The sequence below is a fragment of the Bacteroides sp. HMSC067B03 genome, assembly GCF_001811315.1.
In the GTDB taxonomy this organism is placed as follows: Bacteria; Bacteroidota; Bacteroidia; order Bacteroidales; family Bacteroidaceae; genus Bacteroides; species Bacteroides faecis.
Window position 1 is genome coordinate 137,571 of the sequence record NZ_KV804357.1, and the last position, 26,597, is coordinate 164,167.

General features: G+C 38.3%; 20 protein-coding genes. 8 read left to right on the plus strand and 12 right to left on the minus strand.

Annotated features, from left to right (window positions below; genetic code table 11):
* Together HMPREF2794_RS12480 and HMPREF2794_RS12485 are read right to left on the minus strand one after the other, a co-directional pair.
* The coding region (locus tag HMPREF2794_RS12480; RefSeq protein ID WP_210403599.1) for a hypothetical protein at nt 1–803 on the minus strand (803 nt) is incomplete at its 3' end.
* Nucleotides 804–870: 67 nt separating this feature from the next.
* A complete protein-coding gene (locus HMPREF2794_RS12485; RefSeq protein ID WP_083312071.1) occupies nt 871–1,761 on the minus strand; it encodes a hypothetical protein in 891 nt (296 codons plus the stop codon).
* 858 nt (nt 1,762–2,619) lie between these two features.
* On the opposite strand from HMPREF2794_RS12485, the gene HMPREF2794_RS12490 reads away from it, so the two are divergent.
* The gene (locus HMPREF2794_RS12490) at nt 2,620–3,297 is read left to right on the plus strand and encodes a hypothetical protein (protein WP_070751611.1); all 678 of its coding nucleotides are present in this window, start codon (nt 2,620–2,622) and stop codon (nt 3,295–3,297) included.
* Between the two features lie 7 nt (nt 3,298–3,304).
* The gene (locus tag HMPREF2794_RS12495) at nt 3,305–3,706 is read left to right on the plus strand and encodes a hypothetical protein (protein WP_070751612.1); all 402 of its coding nucleotides are present in this window, start codon (nt 3,305–3,307) and stop codon (nt 3,704–3,706) included.
* Between the two features lie 121 nt (nt 3,707–3,827).
* Here HMPREF2794_RS12495 and HMPREF2794_RS12500 read toward each other — a convergent pair whose 3' ends face one another.
* The 6 genes from HMPREF2794_RS12500 to HMPREF2794_RS12525 all read right to left on the minus strand — a co-directional run bounded on the left by HMPREF2794_RS12500 (nt 3,828) and on the right by HMPREF2794_RS12525 (nt 9,491).
* Entirely contained in the window at nt 3,828–4,529 is a 702-nt protein-coding gene (locus tag HMPREF2794_RS12500; protein ID WP_070751613.1) for a RipA family octameric membrane protein, read from the minus strand.
* Between the two features lie 12 nt (nt 4,530–4,541).
* Nucleotides 4,542–4,934 (minus strand): leucine-rich repeat protein, encoded by a 393-nt coding sequence (locus tag HMPREF2794_RS29555; protein WP_070751614.1) that lies wholly within the window; start codon nt 4,932–4,934, stop codon nt 4,542–4,544.
* The gene (locus HMPREF2794_RS12510) at nt 4,915–6,201 is read right to left on the minus strand and encodes a PL29 family lyase N-terminal domain-containing protein (RefSeq protein ID WP_083312072.1); all 1,287 of its coding nucleotides are present in this window, start codon (nt 6,199–6,201) and stop codon (nt 4,915–4,917) included. The genes HMPREF2794_RS29555 and HMPREF2794_RS12510 overlap by 20 nt, the downstream gene beginning before the upstream one ends.
* 459 nt (nt 6,202–6,660) lie before the next feature.
* On the minus strand, nt 6,661–7,206 hold the full coding sequence (locus HMPREF2794_RS12515) for a lipocalin family protein (protein WP_070751638.1): 546 nt from the start codon (nt 7,204–7,206) through the stop codon (nt 6,661–6,663).
* Nucleotides 7,207–7,541: 335 nt separating this feature from the next.
* Nucleotides 7,542–8,129, minus strand: coding sequence for a tyrosine-type recombinase/integrase (locus tag HMPREF2794_RS12520; RefSeq protein WP_070751616.1), 588 nt, complete (start codon nt 8,127–8,129; stop codon nt 7,542–7,544).
* 345 nt (nt 8,130–8,474) lie between these two features.
* The gene (locus tag HMPREF2794_RS12525) at nt 8,475–9,491 is read right to left on the minus strand and encodes a DUF3871 family protein (RefSeq protein ID WP_004323047.1); all 1,017 of its coding nucleotides are present in this window, start codon (nt 9,489–9,491) and stop codon (nt 8,475–8,477) included.
* Nucleotides 9,492–10,904: 1,413 nt separating this feature from the next.
* Here HMPREF2794_RS12525 and HMPREF2794_RS12535 point away from each other — a divergent pair.
* Nucleotides 10,905–11,312 (plus strand): hypothetical protein, encoded by a 408-nt coding sequence (locus HMPREF2794_RS12535; RefSeq protein WP_070751617.1) that lies wholly within the window; start codon nt 10,905–10,907, stop codon nt 11,310–11,312.
* A 216-nt stretch (nt 11,313–11,528) separates the two neighbouring features.
* On the opposite strand, the gene HMPREF2794_RS12540 is transcribed toward HMPREF2794_RS12535, so the two are convergent.
* The 3 genes from HMPREF2794_RS12540 to HMPREF2794_RS12545 all read right to left on the minus strand — a co-directional run bounded on the left by HMPREF2794_RS12540 (nt 11,529) and on the right by HMPREF2794_RS12545 (nt 15,816).
* Entirely contained in the window at nt 11,529–13,289 is a 1,761-nt protein-coding gene (locus HMPREF2794_RS12540) for a DEAD/DEAH box helicase family protein (protein ID WP_070751618.1), read from the minus strand.
* 321 nt (nt 13,290–13,610) lie between these two features.
* The gene (locus tag HMPREF2794_RS28960) at nt 13,611–13,784 is read right to left on the minus strand and encodes a hypothetical protein (RefSeq protein ID WP_004321017.1); all 174 of its coding nucleotides are present in this window, start codon (nt 13,782–13,784) and stop codon (nt 13,611–13,613) included.
* A gap of 238 nt (nt 13,785–14,022) precedes the next feature.
* Nucleotides 14,023–15,816, minus strand: coding sequence for a site-specific integrase (locus tag HMPREF2794_RS12545; RefSeq protein WP_070751619.1), 1,794 nt, complete (start codon nt 15,814–15,816; stop codon nt 14,023–14,025).
* 181 nt (nt 15,817–15,997) lie between these two features.
* Between HMPREF2794_RS12545 and HMPREF2794_RS12550 the strand changes: the two genes are divergently transcribed.
* The 5 genes from HMPREF2794_RS12550 to HMPREF2794_RS12570 all read left to right on the plus strand — a co-directional run bounded on the left by HMPREF2794_RS12550 (nt 15,998) and on the right by HMPREF2794_RS12570 (nt 22,729).
* On the plus strand, nt 15,998–16,588 hold the full coding sequence (locus HMPREF2794_RS12550; RefSeq protein ID WP_010536416.1) for a TetR/AcrR family transcriptional regulator: 591 nt from the start codon (nt 15,998–16,000) through the stop codon (nt 16,586–16,588).
* A 16-nt stretch (nt 16,589–16,604) separates the two neighbouring features.
* Entirely contained in the window at nt 16,605–17,351 is a 747-nt protein-coding gene (gene fabG / locus HMPREF2794_RS12555; RefSeq protein WP_010536417.1) for a 3-oxoacyl-[acyl-carrier-protein] reductase, read from the plus strand.
* Nucleotides 17,352–17,360: 9 nt separating this feature from the next.
* Nucleotides 17,361–18,032, plus strand: a complete 672-nt coding sequence (locus HMPREF2794_RS12560) for an RluA family pseudouridine synthase (RefSeq protein ID WP_010536418.1) — start codon at nt 17,361–17,363, stop codon at nt 18,030–18,032.
* Between the two features lie 138 nt (nt 18,033–18,170).
* Nucleotides 18,171–20,435, plus strand: a complete 2,265-nt coding sequence (locus HMPREF2794_RS12565; RefSeq protein ID WP_010536419.1) for a GH92 family glycosyl hydrolase — start codon at nt 18,171–18,173, stop codon at nt 20,433–20,435.
* A 32-nt stretch (nt 20,436–20,467) separates the two neighbouring features.
* Nucleotides 20,468–22,729, plus strand: coding sequence for a GH92 family glycosyl hydrolase (locus HMPREF2794_RS12570; protein WP_070751620.1), 2,262 nt, complete (start codon nt 20,468–20,470; stop codon nt 22,727–22,729).
* A 178-nt stretch (nt 22,730–22,907) separates the two neighbouring features.
* Here the strand turns inward: HMPREF2794_RS12570 and HMPREF2794_RS12575 are convergent, their stop codons facing one another.
* Nucleotides 22,908–26,504 carry a glycoside hydrolase family 38 N-terminal domain-containing protein gene (locus HMPREF2794_RS12575; protein WP_022301019.1) on the minus strand — a complete coding sequence of 1,199 codons (3,597 nt, stop codon included), beginning with the start codon at nt 26,502–26,504 and terminating at the stop codon, nt 22,908–22,910.
* Nucleotides 26,505–26,597 lie beyond the last annotated feature (93 nt).

The following is a 26,597-nucleotide window of genomic DNA, read 5'->3' on the forward strand; positions in this document are numbered from 1 at the left end:
TTTTGGTCATCGTCTGCTTCATCGTACTGATAGATAATCCAATCAATGAGAATTCTACTTTTGAGAATCTCTTTAGAGAGGTGTTCTGCTACTGCTTTTAATAATCTTCTCCCCCTTTCCAATCCATTAGTTTTCCGCAATTTATCACTTATCTTACCCGCCATTGCATCTGCCATTACCTCTTTAGTAATACCCGCTTTAAACGTTCCCCATTTGGAAGCAGTGGGTAATGGATAACCTTCTTCGGTAAGCTCCACGATAAAATCAAGTAGCGGAAGCTCCTCTTTGCACGCCATTTTAGCTCCCTTAGGAAAGTCGCCCCCCTTCCAAGGATTTGTACAAATGTTAATCTCCGAAAACATTCTCGAGACTGCAATTTCTTCATTCAAAGCATAGATAAGATAGAACTCACCTTTGTACTTCTCTTCATCTTTTAAGTCCTTGTTAGCTTCCAGAAGATTTAGATGACCTTTGTAACGGTGGTTTGCATCCACTAACACAACGTACCGGGCTGCATCAGCTGCGCTAATGATTTCTCCCGTTTCAAAATCTACAATTTCCAATCCGGCTTCTATAACCTTCGTTGCATCCACTATGATAGCAGGAACTAACATTCCATTTGCCTTCATGGACTTCATTTTGGCTTTAACCACCTTTTCGTCAAAGTTGCGATTACCTGATAGTCTAGCTATCTTGATTCCCTTACTTGCTAGCACTGCTAGTGTTAAAACTTGAAGTGCTAATTCTTTTTCTTTTGCCATTTTTGTACCCATGCCCTTGGGATTTATTTTGGTATCTAGCACACCAGTGATTTTATGGTGGCAAAGGTAAGGAGTTGTAAATGGCTATATGTGAATGTTAGAATCATCCTCAATTTTCACACGAATTTATGTACTTTAGGTATTCATATCTCAATTTTGTTATTTCTGGATTGGATATGATAGTAAAAGGCATAATCTTTCCATTTATTGTAACTAAAGGCTTATCTATTAATAATTTTTTGCCGTCACTCATTAGCTTTCTATATCTGGCTGTACCATTTATGGCAGTAGTTTTATAAAATCCAAACAAATATAATACTTGTTGGATTAGTTCTTTTTCTTTATCAGTAAATCTACCATCCAAATAACTGGTCAAGAAGTATTCTAACTCTGTTGCAAAATAATAGTCTAGTGTTCTCTTGTAGACTGATTTATCAATCAAACTATCAATAGGAACTATTCCGTTACTGGTATAGCTTTGCAAAGTTTCTGGAGTAATAATATCATTCTGCATATTCAAGTATGAAAGGAGCACTTTTTTCAATAATTCTTCGTTCTTTATAGTGACATTATTTGCTTTGCCATCTATTGTACATTTAAATTCAATAGCTGATACATTGACATTATTTTGAGTAAGGGTGAAGAGACGGTATAACTTTAAATATTCATCTATAAGTGATGGTACAATTTTCACTACAGGATATTTGGCTACCATAGCATACAATAGAACTGATAGTCTCCACAGCTTTCTTACATTTAAATTCCCTTTAGTTGCTTGCAAGGTAGTATCATTTGCAAATACATTTTCTGATAGATGTTTTCCTTCCTCACCAATTGTTATGGATTGTGCAAGAGCTACAGCTTGTTCATAATCAATCTCACCAATATCATTTAATATTATTTCTCCTTGTATCTCAACCACTTCCCCTTTAGAAGTTTTTACTTTACCTTTTAGGATATTCAAACAGTGTTCCTTATAATATTCTACATATTCATTCATGGTATTATCTTTTAAAATCAATGACTGCAAAGAAACAAATTTATCCAATATTCCAGTCCACTGTATTATAAAAAATAAGGTAGCAAATGAAATTTCACTTACCACCTTATCAATGACTTAGTTTCATCATATCTCACAGGTATAAAAAATAAAATCATAAATATCTGGCATGAACCAGTTACAAGAATTGCTTTGCTTGCTATCTCAACCCAAATTCCTTTGGAGATATACGCACATATACTCCAATAATCCAGAATGTATATCTTGTATTAGATTTACCTGATTCTTATCAGTACCTTTGTTATAGATAAATCAATTACTAATCTATTTATTTTTACACAAATATGCAAGTGACGCCAAAGAAGAATAACACAATTCATTATTTACCACAAGAGATTAGAGAAACTAGATTAACAGAGGTTACATATTTACCTATCACAAGGGAAATGTTAGAAATGCTTTTCTCAAATTCAGCTAAGAAGGATAAGCATAAATTAGTTAAGAAGAGAAGAAGATGAATTAAAAAGGCGACATTTGATAGATAGCTCAAATGCCGCCTTCTTGTATAATAGATAATTAGTTGAATCTGTTTTTAAGGGTGCAATTAATTTGTACCCTTTTTATTCGTTCATATATTAATGCATCTATTAAATCTAAGTTTTTTTAGGCAAAAGATATTATTTGTATAATTAAGAATTATTATATTTGTAATTGAATTAGTAAAGTAGAAGCGTTGTGCTGCCTTGTTGCAAAATGTGGGAAATTATTCAAAAGGGCAAAGATAGCATTACAGTTTCACGTTTCGATGTATAGTATTGATGTTCTTGTAGAAACTGGAGAACGGTAAATTTTGATAATATGAAAAAACTACTATCAATTACAATGTTGCTCATATCTTCATTATTTGTTTATGCGCAACAAGACGTTACTAAATTTTTAGGTATTCCAGTTGACGGAAGTAAATCTGAAATGATTCAGAAATTAAAAGCTAAAGGTTATACGAGTAGTCAACACAATAAGGAAATTCTAGTTGGTGAGTTTAATGGTACGGATGTCAATATACATATTGCCACAAACAACAATAAGGTTTGTCGAATAATGGTTTGTGATGCTAATTCCATAGATGAAGGGGGGATTAGGATAAGATTTAATAGGCTCTGTGAGCAATTTAAAAAAAATTCTAAATACCTTTCATTACAAGATTATACTATATCAGAAGACGAAGATATATCCTATGAAATGTCTGTACATTCAAAAAAGTATGATGCTCTTTTTTATCAAGCTCCTCTTGTTGTTGATTCTGTTGAGACTGCAAATAAATTGAGAGCAGCTCTTTTAGTCAAATATACAGAAGAGCAATTGGCTAATCCAACAGAAGAAATTAAAAAAGATATTTATGAAACATCTACTTCTTTTGTATTGGATATGATGCTCAAAAAGCCTGTTTGGTTTAGAATTGAAGAATTTGCAGGGAAATATTACATTGCAATGTACTATGATAATGAATACAATAGGGCAAATGGTGAAGATTTATAATTAGATTATGAAAAAGGTATTAATATTTATTGCAGGCGTTGTTATAGGTGCTATTTTAATGCTTGTTATTGCTGCACTTATTGGAAATTCGTCAAATGGAGAATCTTCAAATAATGGAATGACATTCTTTGAGAAAGAAGGGGATTGCATTAGTGAAAATTCTTTTGAGGTCTTTCAAGTTCTTGATTCAGGTGATGCTTTAGCTAATGAGGTAAAAATAGAGTGGGATATGTCTGTTCCAACAGGGGTAACTGTTTTGTTGTTATGTAAGGATGGCAAATCGTATTATGACGACCAAGTTATCAAAGTTTCTGAAGGAAAATGTGCAAAACAGATTGGGACATTCAAATACTCAACAAAGGCAGGTTTTGATAAGACTGTTCCTATTGTAAGCATACTCAATAAATAGGATAAAATAATAAAGAGCGTGTATGAGGGGCATTAATTTGCACCCTTCTGTAAAAATAAAGGCAGCAAGTGAATGTTACTTCAAATGCTGCCTTTCTTCTTATTTAGCTTGTAACAAATTACTAAATACTAGAGGAATACCATTTACAAGTTTTTTTGTAAAGGAAGATGCTAATTATAATCGTAAAAAACAAATAGATAAAAGGGGTAATGCAGCAAAAGAAATAAGAACTTGCTATCCATGCTAAAATAACGCTCCACACAAACCATTGGGTTACTTTCTGAGTTGAGATAAACTTAGGAAGCATGCCGAACTCATTATTAGTACTGTTATTGGTTTCATTATTAGAGTTGTTATTAGTATCGTTATTGCCTTCATTATTAGCCGCCTTATTTTTGTATTCCATAACTTTCCCATATACAAATATTTCAGATGAATTCAGTGAACCAACGGCTTGTTGATTTGGGGATGTTCCAAAGAATGATTTCTCTCTCTCTTTCACGATAAGTATCCAACTATTCATCCATTTATAATGCCCGATAATACTAGCTAACCAACACATAGAAGTAAACCATCCTAAAGTCATAATCAGAAGTGGTAGCCACATACTAAAAAATGTTCCACTATCACAACAAGGATTGCAACGGATATTTTCTAATTGTGAAACAACAGTGTAAAATGCTACAAACAAAGCACCAACGAAAATTGCATAATAGTTAACCCATGTATGATAACGTTGTACATGGAACTGATAGGCATCAATAGACTTTTCATAAGCAATCTGCTTTTTACAAATCTGGTCACAAGTATTTGAATCACACATAAATTATATATTTTAAAATTCAACTTCTTCAATACTTTCAAATTTATTCCAACCACTAGCGTTTCTATAGATTTCAGCACAATTTAAAGGAACATATAGTTTGGAATAATTTGAGAAAGAGCCTGAATCAATATCAGGCGGAGTTACAGCTTTACAATATACAGGAGATAAATCGCTAGGAAATGCAGAATTACCTATTATTTTAATACTTGCGGGAATAGTCAAACTACCACCATCAACATAATAAGTATTTGAAAAGGCTAATTCGCCAACTGATATAACTCCTTCTGGTATTATTAGATTTCCTGTCAATTTATTGCATTCAGCAAACGCACACATTTCAATTGTCGTAACTCCTGTTGGTATTATGAGATTTCCTGTTAGTTTACAATTGATTGAAAGCATAGCTCCCTATTTCTTTTAAAGTTTTGGGAAGTTTTATAGAAGTTAATGTCTTATTTTGAGAAAAAGCATGTCTAGGCAAACTAGTCAAATATACATCCTCTAAATCTAAATTTGAGAGTTTAGGTAAAATGCGTAAAGCAACAATATCATTATCATTAATTGAACCTATAACTTTTAATGTTGTGATAGAATTTTTATCATAACCTTCTAATATCTTAGCTAATGTACCTGCTTCTGATACCCTTATTGTATTTTCTTCCAATGCAGGTTTTAAGGATACATTAATTGCAACCATTATAGTAACTTCCCCATTGGAAACGCTTACTATCACTTGATTGGTAGTAGGTACACTGGCTTTAATAGTGATTGTACCAGAAGTAGTATTCGTTATATCAGTATGTAATGAGTAGCAACCATCATTATTTAGCATTTCAACCTTAATTACGCTTTTGTTGCTTTCACTTTTTATAGTATAATGAACAACTTTAGTTTCATCTACATCAAATTTCAAATCATCTCCTTCTTTGAACGTTATAGATAATTTCCTGTATTTCTGAATAGTTATTACAGTCTCATTTTTAAGAGTAAAGTATACATAATCATCGTCTTGTGTCACTTCTTTGAAAATGGTCTCTCCATTATCAGCAACAACTTTATCTAACTGAATCCAACCAGATTCTTCCCCATAAGAAACCCACCAATAACCATCTTCTATTTTTAATTGGGGAGTAATGCCTGCTTTCCCTTCTTCCCCTTGCTCACCATCAGCACCATCTTTACCTTCTGCTTTAATCATATTACCAGAATTATCTCTAAGCCAGTCTCCATTTAACGTCCAGTAGTATATACCATCAGTATATTGTCTTACAGCAATAATAGGAGTACTACCATCTTTACCATTAGCACCCGTATCTCCTTTGTCCCCAGTTTCTCCTTTATCGCCCTGCTCTCCTTTGTCACCTTTTTCGCCATGATAGATGGTAATTGGCTCGCCTTTGGTGAATGAGATTGTATAGCCTATGACTTTCTCCCCTTCCTTGATTGGAGTAATTTTGGTTATACTGTTGTTGTCTTGTAATGCCTGTACCAGTTTCTGCAAGGAACTGATATTGCCATTCATCTGTTTGCATAATTCTTCCAATGAAGTAACCCTTCCATCCAGTTGGTGGATGCTGTCCCATAAATCATCAGTGTTTGTCTTGCAACTGTAAAATGTGGTAGTCAGCGTTGCAATAACCAAGAAAAAGAATGTCGCCTTTTTCATCATAACCAATAAATAATAATAGCCATTTCACTCCTATAATGGCAGTAATATATTCGTAAAAGAAAGTGTGGAGCAATTAGTCTTCCCATCAGTTCTTGTATAGATTCCAAACCATATCCCTGTTTGGGTAGAACTGCATTGAAACCTTATAACAGGAAGATACTAAACACTTTCATTATAGTATTTGTCGTACAGATATTTAATTGATGTGACAAAGATAGAAATTTTTATTTATATTACTATATAAGAAGCGTTTATTCTTAATGAACCTCAATTTAGACTAAATATCAATACAAGTATAAAATCCTCACTTTTGTATCTAAAGGTCAGATAATCATAAGTCTGCACTTACTCTCTGTAATTGTTGACAATACGTTCTTTTACTAAAAAATATTCCTGTAAAATTAAAGGTAGCAGATGAATTTTACTCCAAGTGCTACCTTTATTGATTGATAATGGTATCTATTCCATTTTGGTAAATGTTTCTGTAAAGTCTGCACTGTCACGATGATTAGGATTATAATCAGGGTCAGTTGGCTGACTGGTTTGCACATTGTCATATTTAACACGAATCGCCAACTTTTCTGCTGTTAAAGATTCAATAATGAGATTGGCATAAGAATCAAAATAACCATAATCTCCATTGGTTTGGCTCACCGTTAATGTGTTACCATTTAAGGTTAATGTTTGGCTACTTCCGTCCATTTGCCATTTTGAACCATAATAGTAATATGCAGCTACAGAATAAGTGTTGTCTGTTAGTTTTTTGATAACTAGTTTCTCGCACTCACCATCACCATTATCGGGATTGTAAGGGTCGCAAGTATAATCCCATTCTTCTCTTTCGGTTTCTTCGTTGCAGCTTTCCCATCCTGCACTACGCACTAATCCCCAAGTTCCCTCTAACTGGCTTACATCAATGTCATCATCGTCATCGCTACAAGCGGTAAAGTTCAAACACAACACAACCATTAACAAGGTCGTTCCAATTAATCTCAATGTTCTCATAATTGATATAAATTTAATCTTGCCAACCTGTTCCCTATAGTTGGCTACTACATACAAAAAAGGTGTGGGAACTATCAGCATATCTGTTCCAAGGTATCGCCAAACACCCACACTACAAATACACACAAGTTGCCCACACCTAGACTATGATATTCTGCTAAATAGCAGGTATATAGCCAAGCATGGGCGTTGTGCATATCCTCGTAGTGTAAAATTTTGGCGAAATTCTGGAACAAGGATAATGCAAAACGCCTTTCGTTAAATAAATATGTTATTCCATTACTGGAACGGCACAAATATACGAAAAGCGTTTGTATTATAACTAAACCTGTGTGTTAAAAACTAAGACAGTCATAAGTATTTAATAATTCCTCTTGCCTTAATCCCAAGTATCTCTTAGTAATTGATACACTGGAATGATTGAATAGCTCCATGAGCTTAACAAGTGCAAGCTCTGAATTATCACTGTTCATATTATAAACCTGTCTGCCAAAAGTCTTTCTAAGAGAATGACACGAAAAATTGCCTATTTGTAGCCTGTATTTTTTCTTAATCTCTTTCAGCATGACATTGATTCTTTGAACTGTGTACACTGTTCCCTTCTGACTTATCAATACAGGTGCATTTATGCCAACTGGATTTATATGCTCATAACAATCTCTAATATGTTGCTGTAGCTGCATATTAATCCTAATTGTCCTTTGCTTCCCTGTCTTAATCTCTGTAATGGTAAATTCTTCCGTATCTAATATCTGATTCCACCTCAAAGCAAGAATATCAGAAATTCTTAGACCTGTGAAGCAACCCAAAGCGATAAGAAGTGACATCTTATAATTACTATCCCTTGCCAACTTTCTTACTAAGTTCATCGCTTCGCTCCATTGCAGATAATCTGCTGTTGTACTTGAATATTTAAGTGACATAACGTTCTGTTTTATAGTGAAACTAATAAAAGTGAATATTATTTTTTAGTTGGAATATCTAACTTGCTGATTATTAACTAAACATTCACTAATAACAGAAGTGAATATTATACTACTGGCTAATAATAGAGAAAGAGTACCTATATATAGTATATAGATACCCTTTCAGTAGTACTATCATCTCTTAGTAAGACAATAGCCAATCAATAGAATATATCCAATTATCATAACTGGATATAATAGCACACTTACAAAGAACGTAGCAATCACAGCAAGTAGATAAAACAAACTCCTCATAGTTTCAGATATTGAGTATTTGACAATCCTATGTATTCTCAAATACCACTAACTAAGAAACCATTGATACTTGTCATCACCATGTAAAGCGGAACATATACCCGTTGCAAGTTCTGTAGCATTATAGGCTCTATCCAAGAATGAATCTATATAGCTGCTCTTATTTGCACCTGTGAGCAAGTTGTAGAACTTCCACATAGACAAATCATTTCCCAAGCTGCCAAAGTTCTCGTCATTGATATACGCTTTAGCCACATTGTTAACCTGTGTATCAGTAAGCAACATTTTAGGTATATCTTTCTGATAGCCTTGCGGTAGTGATTGATAAAGTCTCATTCTTCCAAGTAGTTGGCAAAACTGATGCTCCGTCATACTGGTATTGCCTAAAGACTGCATCAAATGTATGTGTTTGGCTGCATCGTATTTGTGGAACATTTCCAATACCGCTTGATATAAATCCCTTGTATTGGTAACTTCCAAGCAACTAAGATAACCGTCCGTAGATACACATAGATTTGTACAAACCTTACAAGTAAAGCCAATAAACACTTTAAACCGCTCCGCGCCTTTCTTTGAATAAAGATTGGTATGGTTGTAAGCTCTGACACCGCCAATAGTAAGTGTTAGCCTGTTACCGTGTACTGTCTCATAGATAGTAGGAACTTCAATAACAAAAGCGCACCTCTCGTAATAGATAGTCTTATCACTTTCTAATAACTGATTGGCTGGCTTATGTATTGCTTCGGGAATCCTACCTTTGATTACATGAGAAACACGAATATCTGGCGATTCAATTTGTTCACCGCTAAAGAATGTATTGGTTGCATCCTGTACCGCTTCAATGAAAGCCACATGAGATAATGTAGCTTCGTTGTCCTTTGCGAATACGGGTATAATACAATCATTCCTTAGATGTTCCAAACTGGCTTCAATCGTATTGGCTTCAATGAATAGAGGTCGTTTCTGCTTAATAATTGGCTCTTCAATTATTACCGCTTCTTCTGCATATTCACCAAAGTTTCTACTAGTTCTTTGTACTGGCATAATCTGTAATGTTGATTCCATAATCTGTAATTTATTAAGTTAATATTAGAAATTCCTCTGTCTGAAAGCTAAGCAAGCCACAATCAGTATTAATAATCCAATAAAGAACTGTGGCACTAAGACTATTGGCACAATTAGAATTATTCCAAACGTCAATAAAATCTTTAAATTCTCCATACGCATAATAATAGATTAGTAAATAGTGTATTTAAGGACAAAATGAGGGCTTAACATGAAGTTCTTTCTTATCACTTATCTTTGTGCATCTTTATATGTAGACATATACAAATCGTTGATAAGTCCGCACATTTAAGAAGTTCAAAAGGTTTGTGGGCTGAATGGCAATTCATGTTATCCTTTCATTTTTCCTAATGATTGGTATGGGGGTGTAGAGTAGTTACACCGCTATAGAGTGCATAATATATACCTCATGCTCACTGTCTGACTAATAAATCCATTTTATCAAAGCATAGTATCTCAATAAAATGGATTTTCTAAAATTAAAGAGAGGGGAATAATAGTAGGTATTCTATCTATATGCCCCAATAAGTACTGTGTTTTTTATTTTGATTTAGAACAGTTTGGCTTAGTTCTTTTCCAATAAATGTACTATATTTGTGTGTTAGATATTAAATGAGTTCTTATTACATAAGGGAAAGCAATAAATGAAACTAACAGACAAAAGATTGTGGTGGTTTGAAGGCATAATGTTAATATGCGGTATCTTATCTTCATATTTGTATGCTTTGAATTTTGGTATATGTATTTCACAAATACCAAGCATTGTTGTATTCTATACATTAAGTTGCTTACTAGGTAGTATAATAGCTTGGAAAGTTTATAAAAATAATGGTGTTTGGAAACTGCTCTGTTACGTTTTCTTGTTCTCCACCATTATATATTGTACTATCGACATGATACTAAGGGTTGTATATCCCAATCCCTATGGAAATTTATTTATGTTATTTGCAAACGGACTTCTTTATTGGTGCTTGTGTTCCATATTTCCAATAATTATTCTTGTATTTGGGGCTAAAAGAATCTTAAGGCTATGAAACTAACTGATAAAAATATCTGGAAGTATGAGGGTATAATATTACTTTGTTGTATAATTGCGATGTTACTTCATCCTCTTTCATTCATGGAAATTACTTGGCTGATAGAGGGTTCTGTTATTCCAACCTATCTATGCTCATACTTATTGGGTAGTATTATTGCATGGTTATTTTACAAAGGTAATTCTTGGTGGAAGTTGGCTTTACTTACATTTTTCTCCATAAACATTTTGTTCACATGTTTAATGCAAATAGAAGTCTATGACTGTGGGGATGCAATGACATGGCTCATGTTTACAACAATGAATATTTTTAATACATTGCTATCTGCTGTATTAATATGTGGGTGTTGTTACTATATCCAAAAACGATATAATATATGGAATTAACGGGTAAAAGATTCTGGATATTAGGATTACAATTGATAGTTATTGTATCAATCCTGTCATGTACAACAAAGAAAATAAGCTCTCCTGTTGCTTTAGGGAATATATTTACACCTGCGTTTTTTCAAACAGAGGAATACTTATCTGTAATAGACTATTTAGGTAAGAACTTGTGTTTACAGGATGAAATGGAACGATATACATACAAAATTTGTGTAAAGATTGATAGTTTGGGATTTGTTAAACAAACTACGTTAATAGACGTAGTTCAACATTCGCATAATGATTCTATTTTATTATATACACTACTCAATATGCCCCAATGGCAACCTGCTAAAGAAAACGGTAAGAATATTCATTCGTCTGTTAAATTTCTCTTGCACTTATCTCCAAATCACTAAAAATAAGTATGAATTGTTATTTTAGGGGATTAATAGATTAAATATTTCACTTTATCAAAGCATAAACTCTAAATAAAAAACACTTCCTCAATAAAAGGGGGGGGGATGAATTTCAGGTACCTATATTCTTGGGTGGGGGATATACATAAAAAGCCCCAAACCTGATTAATGGTTTGGAGCTTTATTCTTGTCCTGTTCTGTCATATTGGTAGATTCTTATTCAAAGGTAAATATCATCTTGCCAAGTTCATAGCCACTAACAGTTTTTCCATCTATCTTCCTGCTTGCCTTCTCCACATTATAGAGAGTACAATTCTCTATCAGGGTAGCTTTGGGGGATAACTTGATTCCCAATCTGCCAAACTCATCCTTCAATTTGCTTTTCAAATCCTTATTGCTGATAAAGCCAGGTTGATATATAGCCAAGAAAACTTTATCAACTTGTTTCTTGTCCTCTACAGCTTTTAGCATCTTCTCCCTGTTCCATCTAAGAGTATTCATTTCAGATTCCTTCAAATATCTTTTGATTAGTGGAAATTCTGGATATTCCTGTTCATAAGATTCAGAAGGGGAATCCAGATAATCTTTTAGTAATTGCTCATAACTGACAGTCATAGCCTTTGCCAGTTTTATGTTGAAATCTTTCCATTTATTCTGGTTGGTAAGCTCAAATTTCTCTGATTGCATAAAACTGTCCCTGATGCTGATTCCATCCTTGTATGTCTTCCTTAGTGCCTGCTTATAAATGAAGGATTGTTTTTTCAGATTGTTATACACCATCCTGCCATTAATGATGGAGACCAGTTCAGTGTCTAGGCTCATCCTCTTAATATAGGTCTGTCTCTCTTCCTTATCCAACTTGCTCCATCCGCTTAGTAACTTGTCAGCTTCCTTCTCCTTATCCTGCATCACCATTTCAAACTCTTCATCGCTTATAACATTCTTATTGGTGGAGAACAGATGGACTATTACATTCCTAAAGATGTTCTGGTATTCATCATTGATTCTGATTCTGCCTGCTATCTGTTCCATAGTAGTACTTATATCCACCAAAGTCTGTGTTCTGTATGCGTCACTGGCTACTATTATCAGCCCGTTATTGGTGAAAAGGTTGCATCCCTGAAAGCATTTCTTTGTAAAGAAATTAATCTTCTTATTGGGACTACTGACTGATTCAATCTGGTATTCGCCCAACAGTTTGTTATTTCTAATCCTGTCAGCACAGCATATTTTTACATCATTTGGATTCAGCTTCAACGTATCTGCTATCTGCTTGATACTGGTCACAGAATTGATAAAAATATATAGTTCTTCCACTTTGCTGACATTGCCGTTTATGTCTGGGAGTGATATGCCTTCATCCAAAAATATCTGTATGAATCTAGCCAGTCCTTTGGTTAATTGCGTGACCTTGTATCTGATAGGGGTTATTTTCGTCACTCCATTCCATTGGACTTTGTAATGTGGAAGCTGTTTCAGGAAATCTATCTCAAAGTCAAGGTCAATTGGAGTGGCAGACAGAAAAGAATAATGCCTGAACTTCTGTATTTCTTCCATCAAGCCGTTAATTGCATCATATCTGAAATCCATGTCTTCCAAGATTAAATGGTATTCATCTACCAAGACTTTCCACCCTTCTGTACTGCTCAACCATCCAATTAATTTGGGCAGACTGTCATAGGTCACAGCTATCTTATATGTGGTATTGTTTTTGATATATTTCCTGAACTGGTATTCTCTTACACCACCATAACATTTGAATACTTCATACCTGTTATTCTTATCTGCTGCTATGCTATCCACCAAGTCCTTGAACGGACATACGATAATATAGTTGCTACTGCAATTTGCAGCCACATAAGTGCCACCTACATCTGTCTTTGTCTTGTTTACGATGCCAAAAGGAATACCATCTTTAAATCTTTCTAATTCGCCCAAATATCGGGCATTGCCACCATTAATGATTTCTTGTTTCATTGTGTTTAGATTAACTTAGATTTATAAAATTGTAATCTGTGTATTTGAAATATCTGACTTTAGATTAAGTTTAAGTAGGGTTATTTTTTTCTTCCTATATAGGGACGCTTTGAAGAAAAACTCGTCCATAAGAATAAAATAATAAGCGTATTACTACGCCTATTACTTTACCGCTGACTTAGCATAGTCAAGCAATCTAAATGTTATGTCTTGTATTATATCGTTTATGGCGGAAGCGTCTTTTAAAACTTTAGTTTAAAAGTTTTATGAAGAAAACACCTCTTATTATGTTAGCTTGGCAACAGGGTTAGAACTAAAAAATCATTCCTGTTCCTGTTTATGATGCGGTAGGTAGATTGTGTAGGTCTTGCCTTGAACCATTTTGCGCTTTTTGATGTATCGGTCAGTAGCCCAAAGTCCAATGTGCAGCCTTGTGTCCTTGATACCGTGCTCTAGTGCCACTTTACGAATGTCTGCGTAGGTCAGTTCTTTCATTTGAAGTAGATTTAGGTTTGTAGTGGTGAATCTGGGTGACGAGAAACTCGGTCATTTCTGACTTTCAATCACATTGCAAAGGTATAAAGTCCCGACCGCATCACCAAACAACAAGTCGAAATTGTGGAATATTTGAGTTGAGGATGCGATAATGCAAAAATTCTCCCCATAGCCGTAGCTGTTCGGGGAGAATATGATGTTCAGGCTTACCAGAAGCCTTGATTTCCTAAAAAACTTGTCAGCCCTTGTTTCTTTTATCCAATAAGGCTGTAGTGATTTCTTTTATATTGGTGAATCTTTCATTATCCAACAAGCCTATTTCCAAAGCCTTATTGATAAACTGCATAATTGCATCCTTACTGATACCAATCTTAACACACTTGATAATCATTTCTCTAAAACTGTCATACAAATCTGACTGCTTCCCAACAGATAACTGTTTCACATATTGTTTTGCCACATCAGAATCAGGAGTGGAAGATTGGGAGAATTTTTCTATCTCGCTTATAAGGGACGTGATTTCATTGTCATAGCTACACAGTTTCCCATTTTTCAAATGACCTACCTGTGATTGTAGTTCAACAGCCTTATTGATTTTAGATGCAAAAAATTGAGTGTCTAACAGAGTATCGAAGGTGATATTATTAGTTACATCGTTCGTAGGCTTTACTTCATTGAGAGAATTTGTCTCCACCTTGCCCATACTAAAAATATCACCATCTAATTTTTTCTTAAAAGCGGTAGATACCTTTTGGGCTTTATCCTTATTGCTTAAATGGGAATATACTTTATCAATCATCTTTGTATCTTCATGTCCTGTTGCTATTATTATGGTTTCTTTTGGAATATCCCTTCTACACATTATAGTAATGAATGTATGTCTAGCCGTATGGGTATGGACTAATTCAAATAAAGGTTTTACTTGTTTGCCATCCTTATCCTCAAAAGTGACTGGAGTATTTAAACCTGCTTCTTCTGCAATTATTCTTAACTCTGCATTTAGATTGGAGTTGCTTGGTTTATAATATTTCAGTTCTGTGTTTTGATATTTAGATATGATTTCTTTTGCCAATGGGGTTAATGGTATTATAGCTCTTGCTTTTGTCTTTTGCTGTATTATAGATATTGTATCTTCCTCTTCATCTTTTTCGTTATCGCCATTGAAGAATTTCTGCATATCTCCAACACGCTGACCAACTAAACATTGCAGTACGAATAAATCTCTTATTTCAGTACGTTTTCTTACTTGTAATTCTGTTCCTGTTATTGGGTAATCATATAATTGTTTTAGTTGTTCTTCTGTTAATGTGACTTTTTTATTACTGGCTAGCTCTTTATTAGATTCATCTTTTACAAATTCAAAGCTGTTCAAGTTGCTATCATACCACGTGAAGGGAATATCCACTCTTTTACTAACTTTCTTCAATAACGGAAATAGAGTATTCTGAATGATATTCCTTATTGTTACACTACCTCTTCCATTATCAACTAAATATTTTTGATAGCCCTCAAAGGTGTTTAAATTCATGGATTCCCAAGTGTCAGAGATATTATTTTCTTTTAGATACCTCTCAAATTTGCCAACATTTAATTTTTGTTGTTCTTTAGTACTAGATGCTGCCTGTTTAGCATCTATAATTTCTTTCATTACAGTCGTTGCTGACTTCTTCTTAATCTCTGTAGTCATTGTATTTTTATATATGCGTGTTCTTAATATGGTTATACTGTTATCAATATCAGTAGGGTGTTCACAAAGATAATGCTTAAATTCTAAGAACATATCTTTTAGCTCTGATAATCTATCATTGGCTATAGTATTATTATTGTTGTCTAATTTTGACAAACGTGCGTTGACATACGCTTGTTGTTTTCTTATATTCCAGTGTTCTGGATATACTTTAACTCCCGTTGAGAGCTTTACTTGTTTGTTATTGAGATATACAACCAAATATATATTGGTTGGTTTATTTGCTTTGGGTTGTCTTAAATTGAAATTGCATTGCATTTGGTTAATGAAAATTTGCCTTCCCATAACTTTGTTCTTAAAATTGGTTCTTAAATTCTGTTCTTAATTTGTGTTCTTGAAAGGTTATTCTCTGTAATTGCAACTTATTTCCAACCTGTTACAAATATGCCTGCAAACAATTTGTGCATTTCCAAGAAAAGAATTACTTTTGCTCAAAATATTCAGCAATGTGCAATTAGTATAACCTATGACCGTATCAAAAACGAAAGCCAAGTTAGTAGACGTTGCCCGCCAGCTCTTTGCAAAGATGGGGGTGGAGAATACTACGATGAATGATATCGCTCTTGCTTCGAAAAAAGGTAGAAGAACACTCTATACCTATTTTAAAAGTAAAGATGAAATTTATCTGGCTGTTGTAGAATCGGAACTGGATATCTTGTCGGATATGATGAAACGGGTGGCCGAAAGAGATATGTCGCCGGACAAGAAAATGCTGGAGATGATTTATACCCGGCTGGATGCAGTTAAAGAGGTAGTTTACCGAAATGGAACTTTGCGGGCCTATTTCTTCCGTGATATATGGCGGGTGGAAAAGGTTCGTAAGAAGTTTGATGCGAAAGAAATACAACTTTTCAAAGCAGTATTATTGGAGGGGCAGGCTAAGGGTGTCTTCCACATTGACGATGTAGAAATGACAGCCGATTTGATACATTATTGCGTAAAGGGGATTGAGGTACCTTACATCCGCGGTCATATAGGGGCTCATCTGGACGAAGAAACTAGAAATAAATATGTGTCCAACATTGTGTTTGGCGCACTGCATAGAACAGAAATTTAATTAAATAACTTTTAGTATGGGATTATTAGACGGAAAAACAGCCATTGTAACTGGTGCCGCTCGTGGTATTGGCAAGGCTATCGCTCTGAAGTTTGCTGCCGAAGGTGCAAACATTGCATTTACTGACCTTGTCATTGATGAAAATGCAGAAAATACAGCTAAAGAACTTGAAGCAATGGGAGTAAAAGCCAAAGGCTATGCTTCGAATGCAGCCAACTTTGAAGATACTGCAAAGGTCGTAGAAGAAATCCATAAGGACTTCGGACGTATCGATATTCTGGTGAACAATGCCGGTATTACCCGTGACGGTCTGATGATGCGCATGAGTGAACAGCAATGGGATATGGTAATCAACGTGAACCTGAAGTCTGCGTTTAACTTCATCCACGCTTGTACACCTGTTATGATGCGTCAGAAAGCTGGTAGCATTATCAACATGGCATCTGTAGTGGGTGTTCACGGTAATGCAGGACAGGCTAACTATGCTGCTTCCAAAGCTGGTATGATTGCATTGGCTAAGTCTATTGCGCAAGAACTGGGTTCTCGTGGTATCCGTGCCAACGCTATTGCTCCGGGATTCATCCTGACAGATATGACTGCGGCTCTTTCTGACGAAGTAAGAGCTGAATGGGCAAAGAAGATTCCTTTGCGTCGTGGTGGTACTCCTGAAGATGTGGCAAACATCGCTACCTTCCTGGCATCAGATATGTCTTCTTACGTATCGGGGCAGGTGATTCAGGTAGATGGTGGTATGAACATGTAATCGAACAGCATGACTGTTGTATACGAAGACAACCATATAATTGTAGTCAACAAGACCGCTTCCGAGATTGTCCAGGCAGACAAGACGGGAGATACACCGCTTTCGGAGACTGTAAAACAGTATTTGAAAGAGAAGTATCAGAAACCCGGAAATGTTTTCCTCGGTGTGACACACCGGTTGGACCGCCCCGTAAGCGGTCTTGTTATTTTTGCCAGAACGAGTAAGGCACTCACCCGACTGAACGAGATGTTCCGTTCCGGTGAGGTGAAGAAAACCTACTGGGCAGTGGTGAAGAATGCCCCCAAGGAGCCGGAAAATGAATTAGTGCATTATTTGGTACGTAACGAGAAGCAGAACAAGAGTTTTGCTTATGATAAAGAAGTGCCGAACAGTAAGAAAGCAATTTTAGATTACCGGCTGATCGGACATTCGGAGAATTATTATCTGCTTGAAGTAGATTTGAAAACCGGACGTCATCACCAGATTCGTTGCCAATTGGCAAAGATGGGATGTCCCATTAAAGGTGACCTTAAATATGGCGCTCCACGTTCCAATCCAGATGGCAGTATTTGTCTGCATGCACGGAAGGTACGATTCATCCATCCAGTGTCTAAAGAGCTGATAGAGCTTGTGGCCCCTCTTCCCGAAGGAAATTTATGGAAAGGATTTGAACTGCTTTAGCCAGTACAAGTCCTTTTTCTTTTGCCAAAAGAGTAAATATCCCTGCCATCCCTATGGTAAACTCTGGCGACAGCCTGATAGTTTCGGAATAGATTCTATATTTGCATCATAAAAACTTTTATTTAATTAAATTATACCATGAAGCAAATTCTATATCTGTTACTGGGATGCCTCATTCCTTTCCAGTTTCTAACGGCAAAAATGTATTCTTCACCGGAAAGAACTCCGGTTGATTATGTAAATCCATATATCGGAAATATCAGTCATTTGCTGGTACCCACTTATCCGACGGTTCATTTGCCTAACAGTATGTTGCGTGTATATCCCGAACGGGAGAATTTTACCGGAAATACAATTAACGGACTACCGCTGATAGTGACCAGTCACCGGGGAAGTTCGGCTTTCAATCTGAGCCCTTATCAGGGAGAATTACAAAAGGCAGGCAGCATTATACAATATGGATACGACAATGAAGTTATCAAGCCTTATTATTATAGTGTTGATCTGGATGATGACGGGATGTATGTTCAGTATGCTCCTTCCCACCAGTCCGGTATTTATCAGATAGACTTTTCGCAGACAGACAAGCCTGCTTATCTGATCTTTAACACTCGCAACGGAGAATTAAAAACAGACGGAAAGTCAATCAGCGGTTATCAGAAACTGGGTAACCATACACAAGTTTATATTTATCTGGAAACAGATCAACAGCCTTTGAAGATCGGTACTCATCAGGGGGCAGTTATTCGCACTACAGATAAGTCTACGCAAGGACATAATGCTTATTATATACTGGAATATCCGAAGGGAACAGCCTCTGTACTGCTTCGCTATGGTGTATCATTTATTTCTTCCGAACAGGCAAAACAAAATTTGCGCCGTGAGATCAAGAACTACAACTTGCAGGCTGTAGCCGATAAGGGACGTTCGGTATGGAATGAGACATTGGGAAAGATTTTTGTAAAGGGAGGTACGGAAAACGAGAAAACAGTATTTTATACTTCTCTTTATCGTACGTATGAACGCATGATTTGTATTTCTGAGGATGGCAGATATTTTAGTGCTTATGACGGGCAGGTACATGATGACGAAGGCATTCCTTTCTATGTAGACGACTGGATTTGGGATACTTATCGTGCCACTCATCCGTTGCGTCTCATCATTGAAACGGAAATGGAGAGCAATATGGTAAATTCATTGATTCGCATGGCGTATCAGATGCAACCCAACTGGATGCCTACTTTCCCGGAAATCAATGGTGACAGCCGTCGTATGAACTGCAATCATGGTGTGGCGACGGTGCTTGATGCGTATAATAAGGGAATGCGCTCATTTGATCTGGCAAAAGCCTATCAAGTCTGTAAAGCTGCCATTACTGAAAAAACACTGGCTCCCTGGTCGTCCAAACCTGCCGGAGTATTGGATCAGTTCTATAAAGACCATGGATACTTTCCCGCACTTGCCGTAGGTGAGCAAGAAACAGTGCCCGAAGTGCATTCGTGGGAAAGACGACAGCCGGCAGCGGTTACTCTGGGAACAGTGTATGACGAGTGGTGTCTGGGAAATATCGCCCAAGCTTTGGGAGATAAAAAAGAGGCAGACTATTTCTTGAAGCGAAGCCTGAACTATCACAAGATATTTAATAAAGAAACCTGTTTCTTCCATCCGAAAGATTCGTTTGGAAACTTTATCCAGCCATTTGATTATCGCTATTCCAGCGGAGTAGGCGGACGCGATGCGTATGATGAAAATAACGGTTGGGTGTATCGGTGGGATCTTCCTCACAATGTAGCCGATCTGGTGAATATGATGGGTGGAAAGGAGCGTTTCGTAGAAGAACTGGAACGAATGTATAGTACTCCTTTAGGGAAAGGACGACCGGATTTTCATCATCAGTTTGGTGACCATACGGGTAATGTCGGTCAGTTCTCGATGGGAAATGAACCTGCCATGCACATTCCTTATCTTTATAATTATGCCGGACAACCTTGGCGTACTCAAAAGCGGGTGCGTAACTTGTTGACGCAATGGTTCCGCAATGATCTGATGGGTATTCCCGGGGATGAAGACGGAGGCGGATTGACTTCGTTCGTCGTCTTCTCGATGATGGGATTTTATCCGGTTACTCCCGGTCTGCCGATGTATGTGATTGGAAGCCCGGTATTTGAGAATCAGACTATTCGGTTGAGTAACGGAAAAACTTTTCAGATCGTGTGCCGGAATTATTCACCGGAAAATAAGTTTATTCAGTCGGCAAAGCTGAATGGAAAGGTATGGGATCAGTCATGGTTCAGCCACGAAGACCTCATGAAGGGTGGAGTATTGGAATTTGTGATGGGTAAACGTCCGAATAAAGCCTGGGCTGCCGGAGACGATGCCGTTCCGCCTTCCTTTGCGATGTAATTGGAAATTCTAACTAAATAAGAAAGATACAGATGAACACATTTAAACTATTAATGGCTGCTTCCTGTTTTTTGGCTATGACAACGAGCGGAGTGGCGAAACAGGACTATTCAAAGAGTGAGGGATTGCTACAGTATGTCGATCCCTATATCGGTTCCGGTTTTCACGGGCACGTATTTGTCGGTACGAGTGTCCCTTATGGTATGGTACAACTCGGACCTAACAATATTCATAAAGGCTGGGACTGGTGTTCGGGATATCATTATTCCGACAGCATCCTGATTGGTTTCTCACATACGCATTTAAGCGGTACGGGATGTACTGATCTGGGGGATATTCTGATTATGCCTCTCAATGAGATCCGTACTCCCAGAGGCAATCAGGACGATATACGTGATGGATATGCGTCGAAATATTCGCATGATAATGAGATAGCCCGTCCGGAATATTATTCCTTACTTTTGGACAGGTACAATATCAAGGCCGAACTGACTGCTACTGACCGGGTAGGCTTTCACCGTTACACCTATCCGGAAGGGAAACCGGCTTCCATACTGATTGACCTGCGCGAAGGCAACGGTTCCAATGCTTATGATAGCTATATCCGTAAAGTGGATGATTATACAGTGGAAGGCTATCGCTATGTCAGAGGATGGAGCCCGTCCCGAAAGGTATACTTTGTACTGAAGAGCGATCAGAAGATAGAGAAATTTACTGCTTATGATGATAATACACCCAAACCCTGGGACCAGCTGAAGGTTGAATCGGTGAAAAGTGTACTGACTTTCGGCCATGTGAAGGAAGTGAAGATTAAAGTGGCTATTTCCTCCGTCAGTTGTGAGAATGCAGCGATGAACCTGCAAGCTGAACTCTCTCACTGGGACTTCGACAAAGTAGTGAAGATGAGCAGCGAACGTTGGAACAAGCAACTGGAAAAGATGACCGTAGAATCAGATGACGAGGCTGCCAAACGTGTCTTTTATACCGCACACTATCACACGATGATCGCTCCGACGCTGTATTGTGATGTCAATGGTGAGTATCGGGGGATGAATGATATGATTTATACAGACCCGAAGAAGGCGAACTATACGACTCTCTCCCTGTGGGATACCTATCGTGCTCTGAATCCTCTGATGACTATCACCCAACCCGAGTTGGTAGACGATGTAGTCAATTCAATGCTTTCTATTTATAGGCAACAGGACAAACTTCCTATCTGGCCTTTGATGAGCGGTGAAACAAATTGTATGCCGGGGTATAGCTCTGTTCCGGTGATTGCAGATGCTTACCTGAAAGGATTTACCGGATTTAATGCGGAAGAAGCCTTGACAGCAATGAAAGCGACAGCCACTTATGAAAGGCAGAATGGAGTTCCTTATGTGCTGGCAAAAGGATACATTCCTGCAGATAAAGTTCACGAAGCCACTTCTATCGCTATGGAATATGCAGTAGATGACTGGGGAATTGCCGCTATGGCACAAAAGATGGGAAAGACGGCTGATTATGAAACATTCTCAAAACGTGCTCATTACTATAAGAACTATTTCGATTCTTCTATCCACTTCATTCGTCCGAAACTGGAGGATGGTTCCTGGCGTACTCCTTATGATCCGGCACGTTCTATTCATGGAGTCGGTGATTTTTGCGAGGGTAACGGATGGCAATATACTTTTTTTGCTCCGCAAGATCCTTATGGATTGATTAGCCTGTTTGGCGGTGACAAACCGTTTACTTCCAAGCTCGACAGTTTCTTTACGAACAATGACAGTATGGGTGAAGGCGCTTCCAGCGACATTACCGGTCTTATCGGACAATATGCACACGGCAATGAGCCGAGCCATCACATTGCCTATCTCTACACCTATGCCGGTGAGCAGTGGAAAACGGCTGAAAAAGTTCGTTTCATCATGAGTGACTTCTATACAGACCGGCCGGATGGCATTATCGGTAATGAAGATTGTGGACAAATGTCTGCCTGGTATCTTCTTTCGGCTATGGGATTCTATCAGGTAAACCCGTCTGACGGTGTATTTGCTTTCGGAAGCCCGCGTTTTAAGAAGATAGAGGTGAAAGTGCGTGGAGGCAAAGTGTTTACAGTAGAGGCTCCCAATAATAGTGAAGAAAATATCTATATCCGGAAGGTTTACTTGAATGGCAAACCTTACCATAAAAGTTATATTACATACAATGATATAATCAACGGCAGTACCTTGAAGTTCGAGATGGGTAAAAAGCCGGATAAAAACTTTGGCAAAGCTTCTGCTAACCGGCCAATTGTTTTGAATAAATAGGAGGAAGAAGTTTTTTTAGGGTAAGTGTAAGTATTGGTTAGGATGATTAACGCCTTCAACTTATTAGCGAAAGCTTATATTTGAAGGCGTTTTTCTTATTTATAGGAGATACGGAACTAAAAAGAAGAAAGTCTGTTCTTAACTGAACAGACTCTCTTTTTGGTTGGGTATGGAGGTATTAGTATACCTCCAATTCATAGATTCTTGCAGCCTTCAGACTGTTGTTCTGTGTAGACTGTGTTACCAATAGTCTGACGTAACGTACTGAAGTCGGCTTAAATTGGCGAACTACCGTATTCTTCTTGTTATTACTCAGCTCATCAATTGTTTTCCATTCTTCGTCCGGACTGTTTTTACCTTGTAAGAAACAAGTATGGGTGATGAAGACACTGCCTTCGTTTCCGGCATTCACTAACTTCCATCCACGAATCGTCTGTTCTTTTCCGAAGTCAAAGTCAATGTAGTTGGGAGCCGTGTTTGTGTCGCACCATTTAGTCTTTACATCACCGTCTGTGGCATATTGGGCGGCTTCGTCTGCATTAGTCTCACCGGAACATTTAATCAGCTTGGCCTGTTTCAGCAGATTCGTTTTAGCCGTGGCTTCTTCTCCGTTACCAGCTTTCAGAGCTGTGCGGAACAATTCCGAAGCCGGAGATATGGCAGGATACTTTTCGTTGACCAGTGTTGCGGCAAATAATACGATAGAAGAGTTGTCCGGCAACGTGACTGTAGTAGCTCCTTTAGGAATATCCATACCAAATTTGAACATATATGTGAACTCGTAGGCTTCGTCTTTATCGGCAGAATGGCGATGGGTACCGACATAAGCAATCTCAGCATCTTTCAGGAAACCTTCCGTATGTCCCAGATGTTCCCACTGGCCGATGAATCCGGTGTATGAAGGTACGGTGACTTCCTGCGAGTTGTTACCGATACGGAAAGTCGCAGTAGCATCTTCGCCGGCAGAAGCTGCCAGGAAATAGATACGGTTGTATGAATGTCCGGTCGGTAATTGAAGCACATTGCCTTTACAAGTCAGTCCATTCGCTATTTCTTTCTCTCCCAGGCGGAAAGAAATGCCATCAGCTTCCAGAATGGAGTCGGGGAGAAGTTCTGCTGCGTAACTGTTGCCCGACTCGAAGTTTCCTTCGTGGCGGAAAGCATTCCAACTGAAGCATTTGCGGTCATAATCCAGCGGCAGACAGGCATATTGCGGAGTCTGGACAGTTGCTTTCTTCTTCAGTTTCACTTTAAATGTCTGTATGCTGTAGGGTTCGATAGATACATTCAACTGATTTTTGTTGAAGTCTGCGCTTCCTATTTCTTTTTCCGTACCGTCTGCAAGCACTGCCTGCTCTATTTCACCGGCAAAGGTGATGGCTGCCTGCTGGGCAGTTGCGCCTCCGGTTTCATATACGCGTACTACATATTCATCCGATACTTCCGCTTTTTTCAGTGCTTTGATGACAACCCGGTCATTGCTTGAACGGACGAAAGCGAATTCCTTGCCTAGTGTTCCGGCATGTTTCGGACTGCTGAAAGCTTTGATCGGTTGATTCAGAATTTCCGCTTTAATGGCGGTGGCAGGTTTGTCCAGTGCTCCGTCATGTCCTGTGATACTATAGGTAAATGTATGGAAACCAAAATCCTGACGGTCCTGATAAGCATAATTACCTTTAGTTTCGGGAGTATGAAGCAGAGTCAGGCGGATGGTATTATGATCCGGTTTATCCCATCCATATTTACTGTCGTTCAGGATAGATACGCCGTAACTGTTATTTTTATCTGTCAGGTCTGCCCATTGCTGTGCGTACACTTCATAAGCGGTCTGTACATTATTTCCTCTTTCCACGCTGCCGATTCCCAGATCGTAGGTTGCCTTTTCATTTTCTATATTCAAAGGAAATTCCGCTTTCAGTAAGGTGTTTGTTGACTGCCAGTCTATTTCATTGTAGAAGTCTATGCGGTCGGCACGGCTGCCTTCGTAGAGGCGGATATATTGTTTGAAGAGTGATTTGCCATACTTCTTCTCGATACAAAGCGCTTTCCGGAGTGCTCCGTTTTCCACTAAAGTGACTTTAGCGTCATCTGTGATTGAGACAGGCTCACGATCAATCGTTTCTTTCAGAATTTCCCAGGCCGGCCATGAATACGACTTGTTTTCGGTGAAGAGTGCCAGACGAATTGCTTTTCCGTCTTTCACGAGTTCTTTGTTGTTACGTTTATCGGTCAGCGAGATGATGTCTCCGTTTTTATCCAGTGTAATCTTGTAAACAGAGTTTTCAATGGCAGAAGCAGGTGAGGGAGTTATTGTCTTTTCCGATCCCCCGTTGCGGACATCGTAGACTGCATAACCGTTTGCCGGCAATGATGCTGCAACCAATATGTGAGCGCGTCCGTTTTCGTAGCCGATCAGTTGAGAAGCGACTTTCTTGCCCTGCGCATTGTATACAGTGAATCCTTTCGGAGCTTTGGGTTGTTCAAGGATGATCTCAGTCAGGTCGGATACGGGGAAAGCATTGGCGTTATAAAGAATGACAGGCGTTCCTTTCACACGTGTATCCATCTGCCCGGCAATGGCGTTGACGGAAGAAGTCAGCACTTGTGAGAATTGCTTCAGAGAGATCAGTTCATCGTTCCATGAGAATTCATAGGCACGGGGAATACTCGTTCCTGTCAGGTCATCATGGAATTGATGGAAGATGAAGCGTTTCCATGCTTCCGTCAGTGTATGTTGCGGGTAGCTGGCTGTACCCAACCATTCGGCAGCGACCGCCGCTCTTTCTGCTGCATCGCCCAGCTGTTCGTTTTGTCGGTTGTACAACTTCATGGCTGCCTGCGAAGTGTAGCAACCTGTTCCGTGAACATCCATCAATAATTCTCCGTCGAATACAGGCAATTCGGGGTGGTTATTGAATGGCAGATAATCTTTATACAACTGATCGCTGGTGGCGCTGATCACTTCCACCGGTCCGTCGCCCTTGATTCCTTGCTCTACAGAACGTACCGAACCCAATGTCGGTGAACCGCCGATATCTCCTGTTCCATAGTAGCGATAGACCGTATTCAGCGGAGTACGTTTGGCCAATCCTTCCAGATATTTGTTCTTCGAGAGGTCTTCGTTGTTCCATCTGCGTCCGTAGTCGTACCCGTGGGCTAACATTACCTGTTTGCCATCGATACCCTTCCAGAGGCCGATAGTAAATGGATGTTTGCTTTTTCCATAAAAGGGATGATTGCGCCAGTCCAGTTTCTGTGAAGAAAAACCAATCAGTCCGCAGTGTGCGGCAATGGTAGGAAGTGTCCATCCGAATCCGAAGCAGTCCGGCAGGAAGATGTCCGTTCCTTCTTTTCCAAACTCTTGCCGGTAGTACGTCTGTCCGAGCATGATGTTGCGGATGGAGGCTTCGACGGAAGGAACCAATACATCGCTGGCTTCCCAGCTGCTTCCGGCAATGTGCCAGCGTCCTTCTTCGATGAATTTCTTCATCTCTTCGTACTGCTCGGGATAGTATTCTTTCATCCAGGCATATTTCACTCCCCCTTCAAAGTTGAAAATGTATTCCGGATATTTCTTTAGCAGAAATAAGTTCTGACTGATGGTATTCCATACATATTCGTTGATTGTTGTCTGGATGTCCCAGTTCCACTGGGTGTCGAGGTGGGCGTCCGACACCATATAGGCTTTCACCTTTTTCCCGGAGGCATCGTTTTGTGCATAGCCGCCTCCTGCCAAAACAAGGGCGAGGGCTACGGCAATTACTTTTTTGTTCATCATGGTTTATTTTAACAAGTTTAGTAGTTTACAAATTGGTTCTTATTCAATATGTTTACAAATGTAGTGATTCGGAAATGGATATCTGTTCTC

Excerpts from the sequence above, each read along its gene's own strand:
- HMPREF2794_RS12485 (WP_083312071.1), bottom strand. The coding sequence starts at position 1,761 with ATGAATGAATATGTAGAATATTATAAGGAACACTGTTTGAATATCCTA.
- HMPREF2794_RS12490 (WP_070751611.1), top strand. The coding sequence starts at position 2,620 with ATGAAAAAACTACTATCAATTACAATGTTGCTCATATCTTCATTATTT.
- HMPREF2794_RS12495 (WP_070751612.1), top strand. The coding sequence starts at position 3,305 with ATGAAAAAGGTATTAATATTTATTGCAGGCGTTGTTATAGGTGCTATT.
- HMPREF2794_RS12500 (WP_070751613.1), bottom strand. The coding sequence starts at position 4,529 with ATGTGTGATTCAAATACTTGTGACCAGATTTGTAAAAAGCAGATTGCT.
- HMPREF2794_RS29555 (WP_070751614.1), bottom strand. The coding sequence starts at position 4,934 with ATGCTTTCAATCAATTGTAAACTAACAGGAAATCTCATAATACCAACA.
- HMPREF2794_RS12510 (WP_083312072.1), bottom strand. The coding sequence starts at position 6,201 with ATGATGAAAAAGGCGACATTCTTTTTCTTGGTTATTGCAACGCTGACT.
- HMPREF2794_RS12515 (WP_070751638.1), bottom strand. The coding sequence starts at position 7,206 with ATGAGAACATTGAGATTAATTGGAACGACCTTGTTAATGGTTGTGTTG.
- HMPREF2794_RS12520 (WP_070751616.1), bottom strand. The coding sequence starts at position 8,129 with ATGTCACTTAAATATTCAAGTACAACAGCAGATTATCTGCAATGGAGC.
- HMPREF2794_RS12525 (WP_004323047.1), bottom strand. The coding sequence starts at position 9,491 with ATGGAATCAACATTACAGATTATGCCAGTACAAAGAACTAGTAGAAAC.
- HMPREF2794_RS12535 (WP_070751617.1), top strand. The coding sequence starts at position 10,905 with ATGGAATTAACGGGTAAAAGATTCTGGATATTAGGATTACAATTGATA.
- HMPREF2794_RS12540 (WP_070751618.1), bottom strand. The coding sequence starts at position 13,289 with ATGAAACAAGAAATCATTAATGGTGGCAATGCCCGATATTTGGGCGAA.
- HMPREF2794_RS28960 (WP_004321017.1), bottom strand. The coding sequence starts at position 13,784 with ATGAAAGAACTGACCTACGCAGACATTCGTAAAGTGGCACTAGAGCAC.
- HMPREF2794_RS12545 (WP_070751619.1), bottom strand. The coding sequence starts at position 15,816 with ATGGGAAGGCAAATTTTCATTAACCAAATGCAATGCAATTTCAATTTA.
- HMPREF2794_RS12550 (WP_010536416.1), top strand. The coding sequence starts at position 15,998 with ATGACCGTATCAAAAACGAAAGCCAAGTTAGTAGACGTTGCCCGCCAG.
- fabG (WP_010536417.1), top strand. The coding sequence starts at position 16,605 with ATGGGATTATTAGACGGAAAAACAGCCATTGTAACTGGTGCCGCTCGT.
- HMPREF2794_RS12560 (WP_010536418.1), top strand. The coding sequence starts at position 17,361 with ATGACTGTTGTATACGAAGACAACCATATAATTGTAGTCAACAAGACC.
- HMPREF2794_RS12565 (WP_010536419.1), top strand. The coding sequence starts at position 18,171 with ATGAAGCAAATTCTATATCTGTTACTGGGATGCCTCATTCCTTTCCAG.
- HMPREF2794_RS12570 (WP_070751620.1), top strand. The coding sequence starts at position 20,468 with ATGAACACATTTAAACTATTAATGGCTGCTTCCTGTTTTTTGGCTATG.
- HMPREF2794_RS12575 (WP_022301019.1), bottom strand. The coding sequence starts at position 26,504 with ATGAACAAAAAAGTAATTGCCGTAGCCCTCGCCCTTGTTTTGGCAGGA.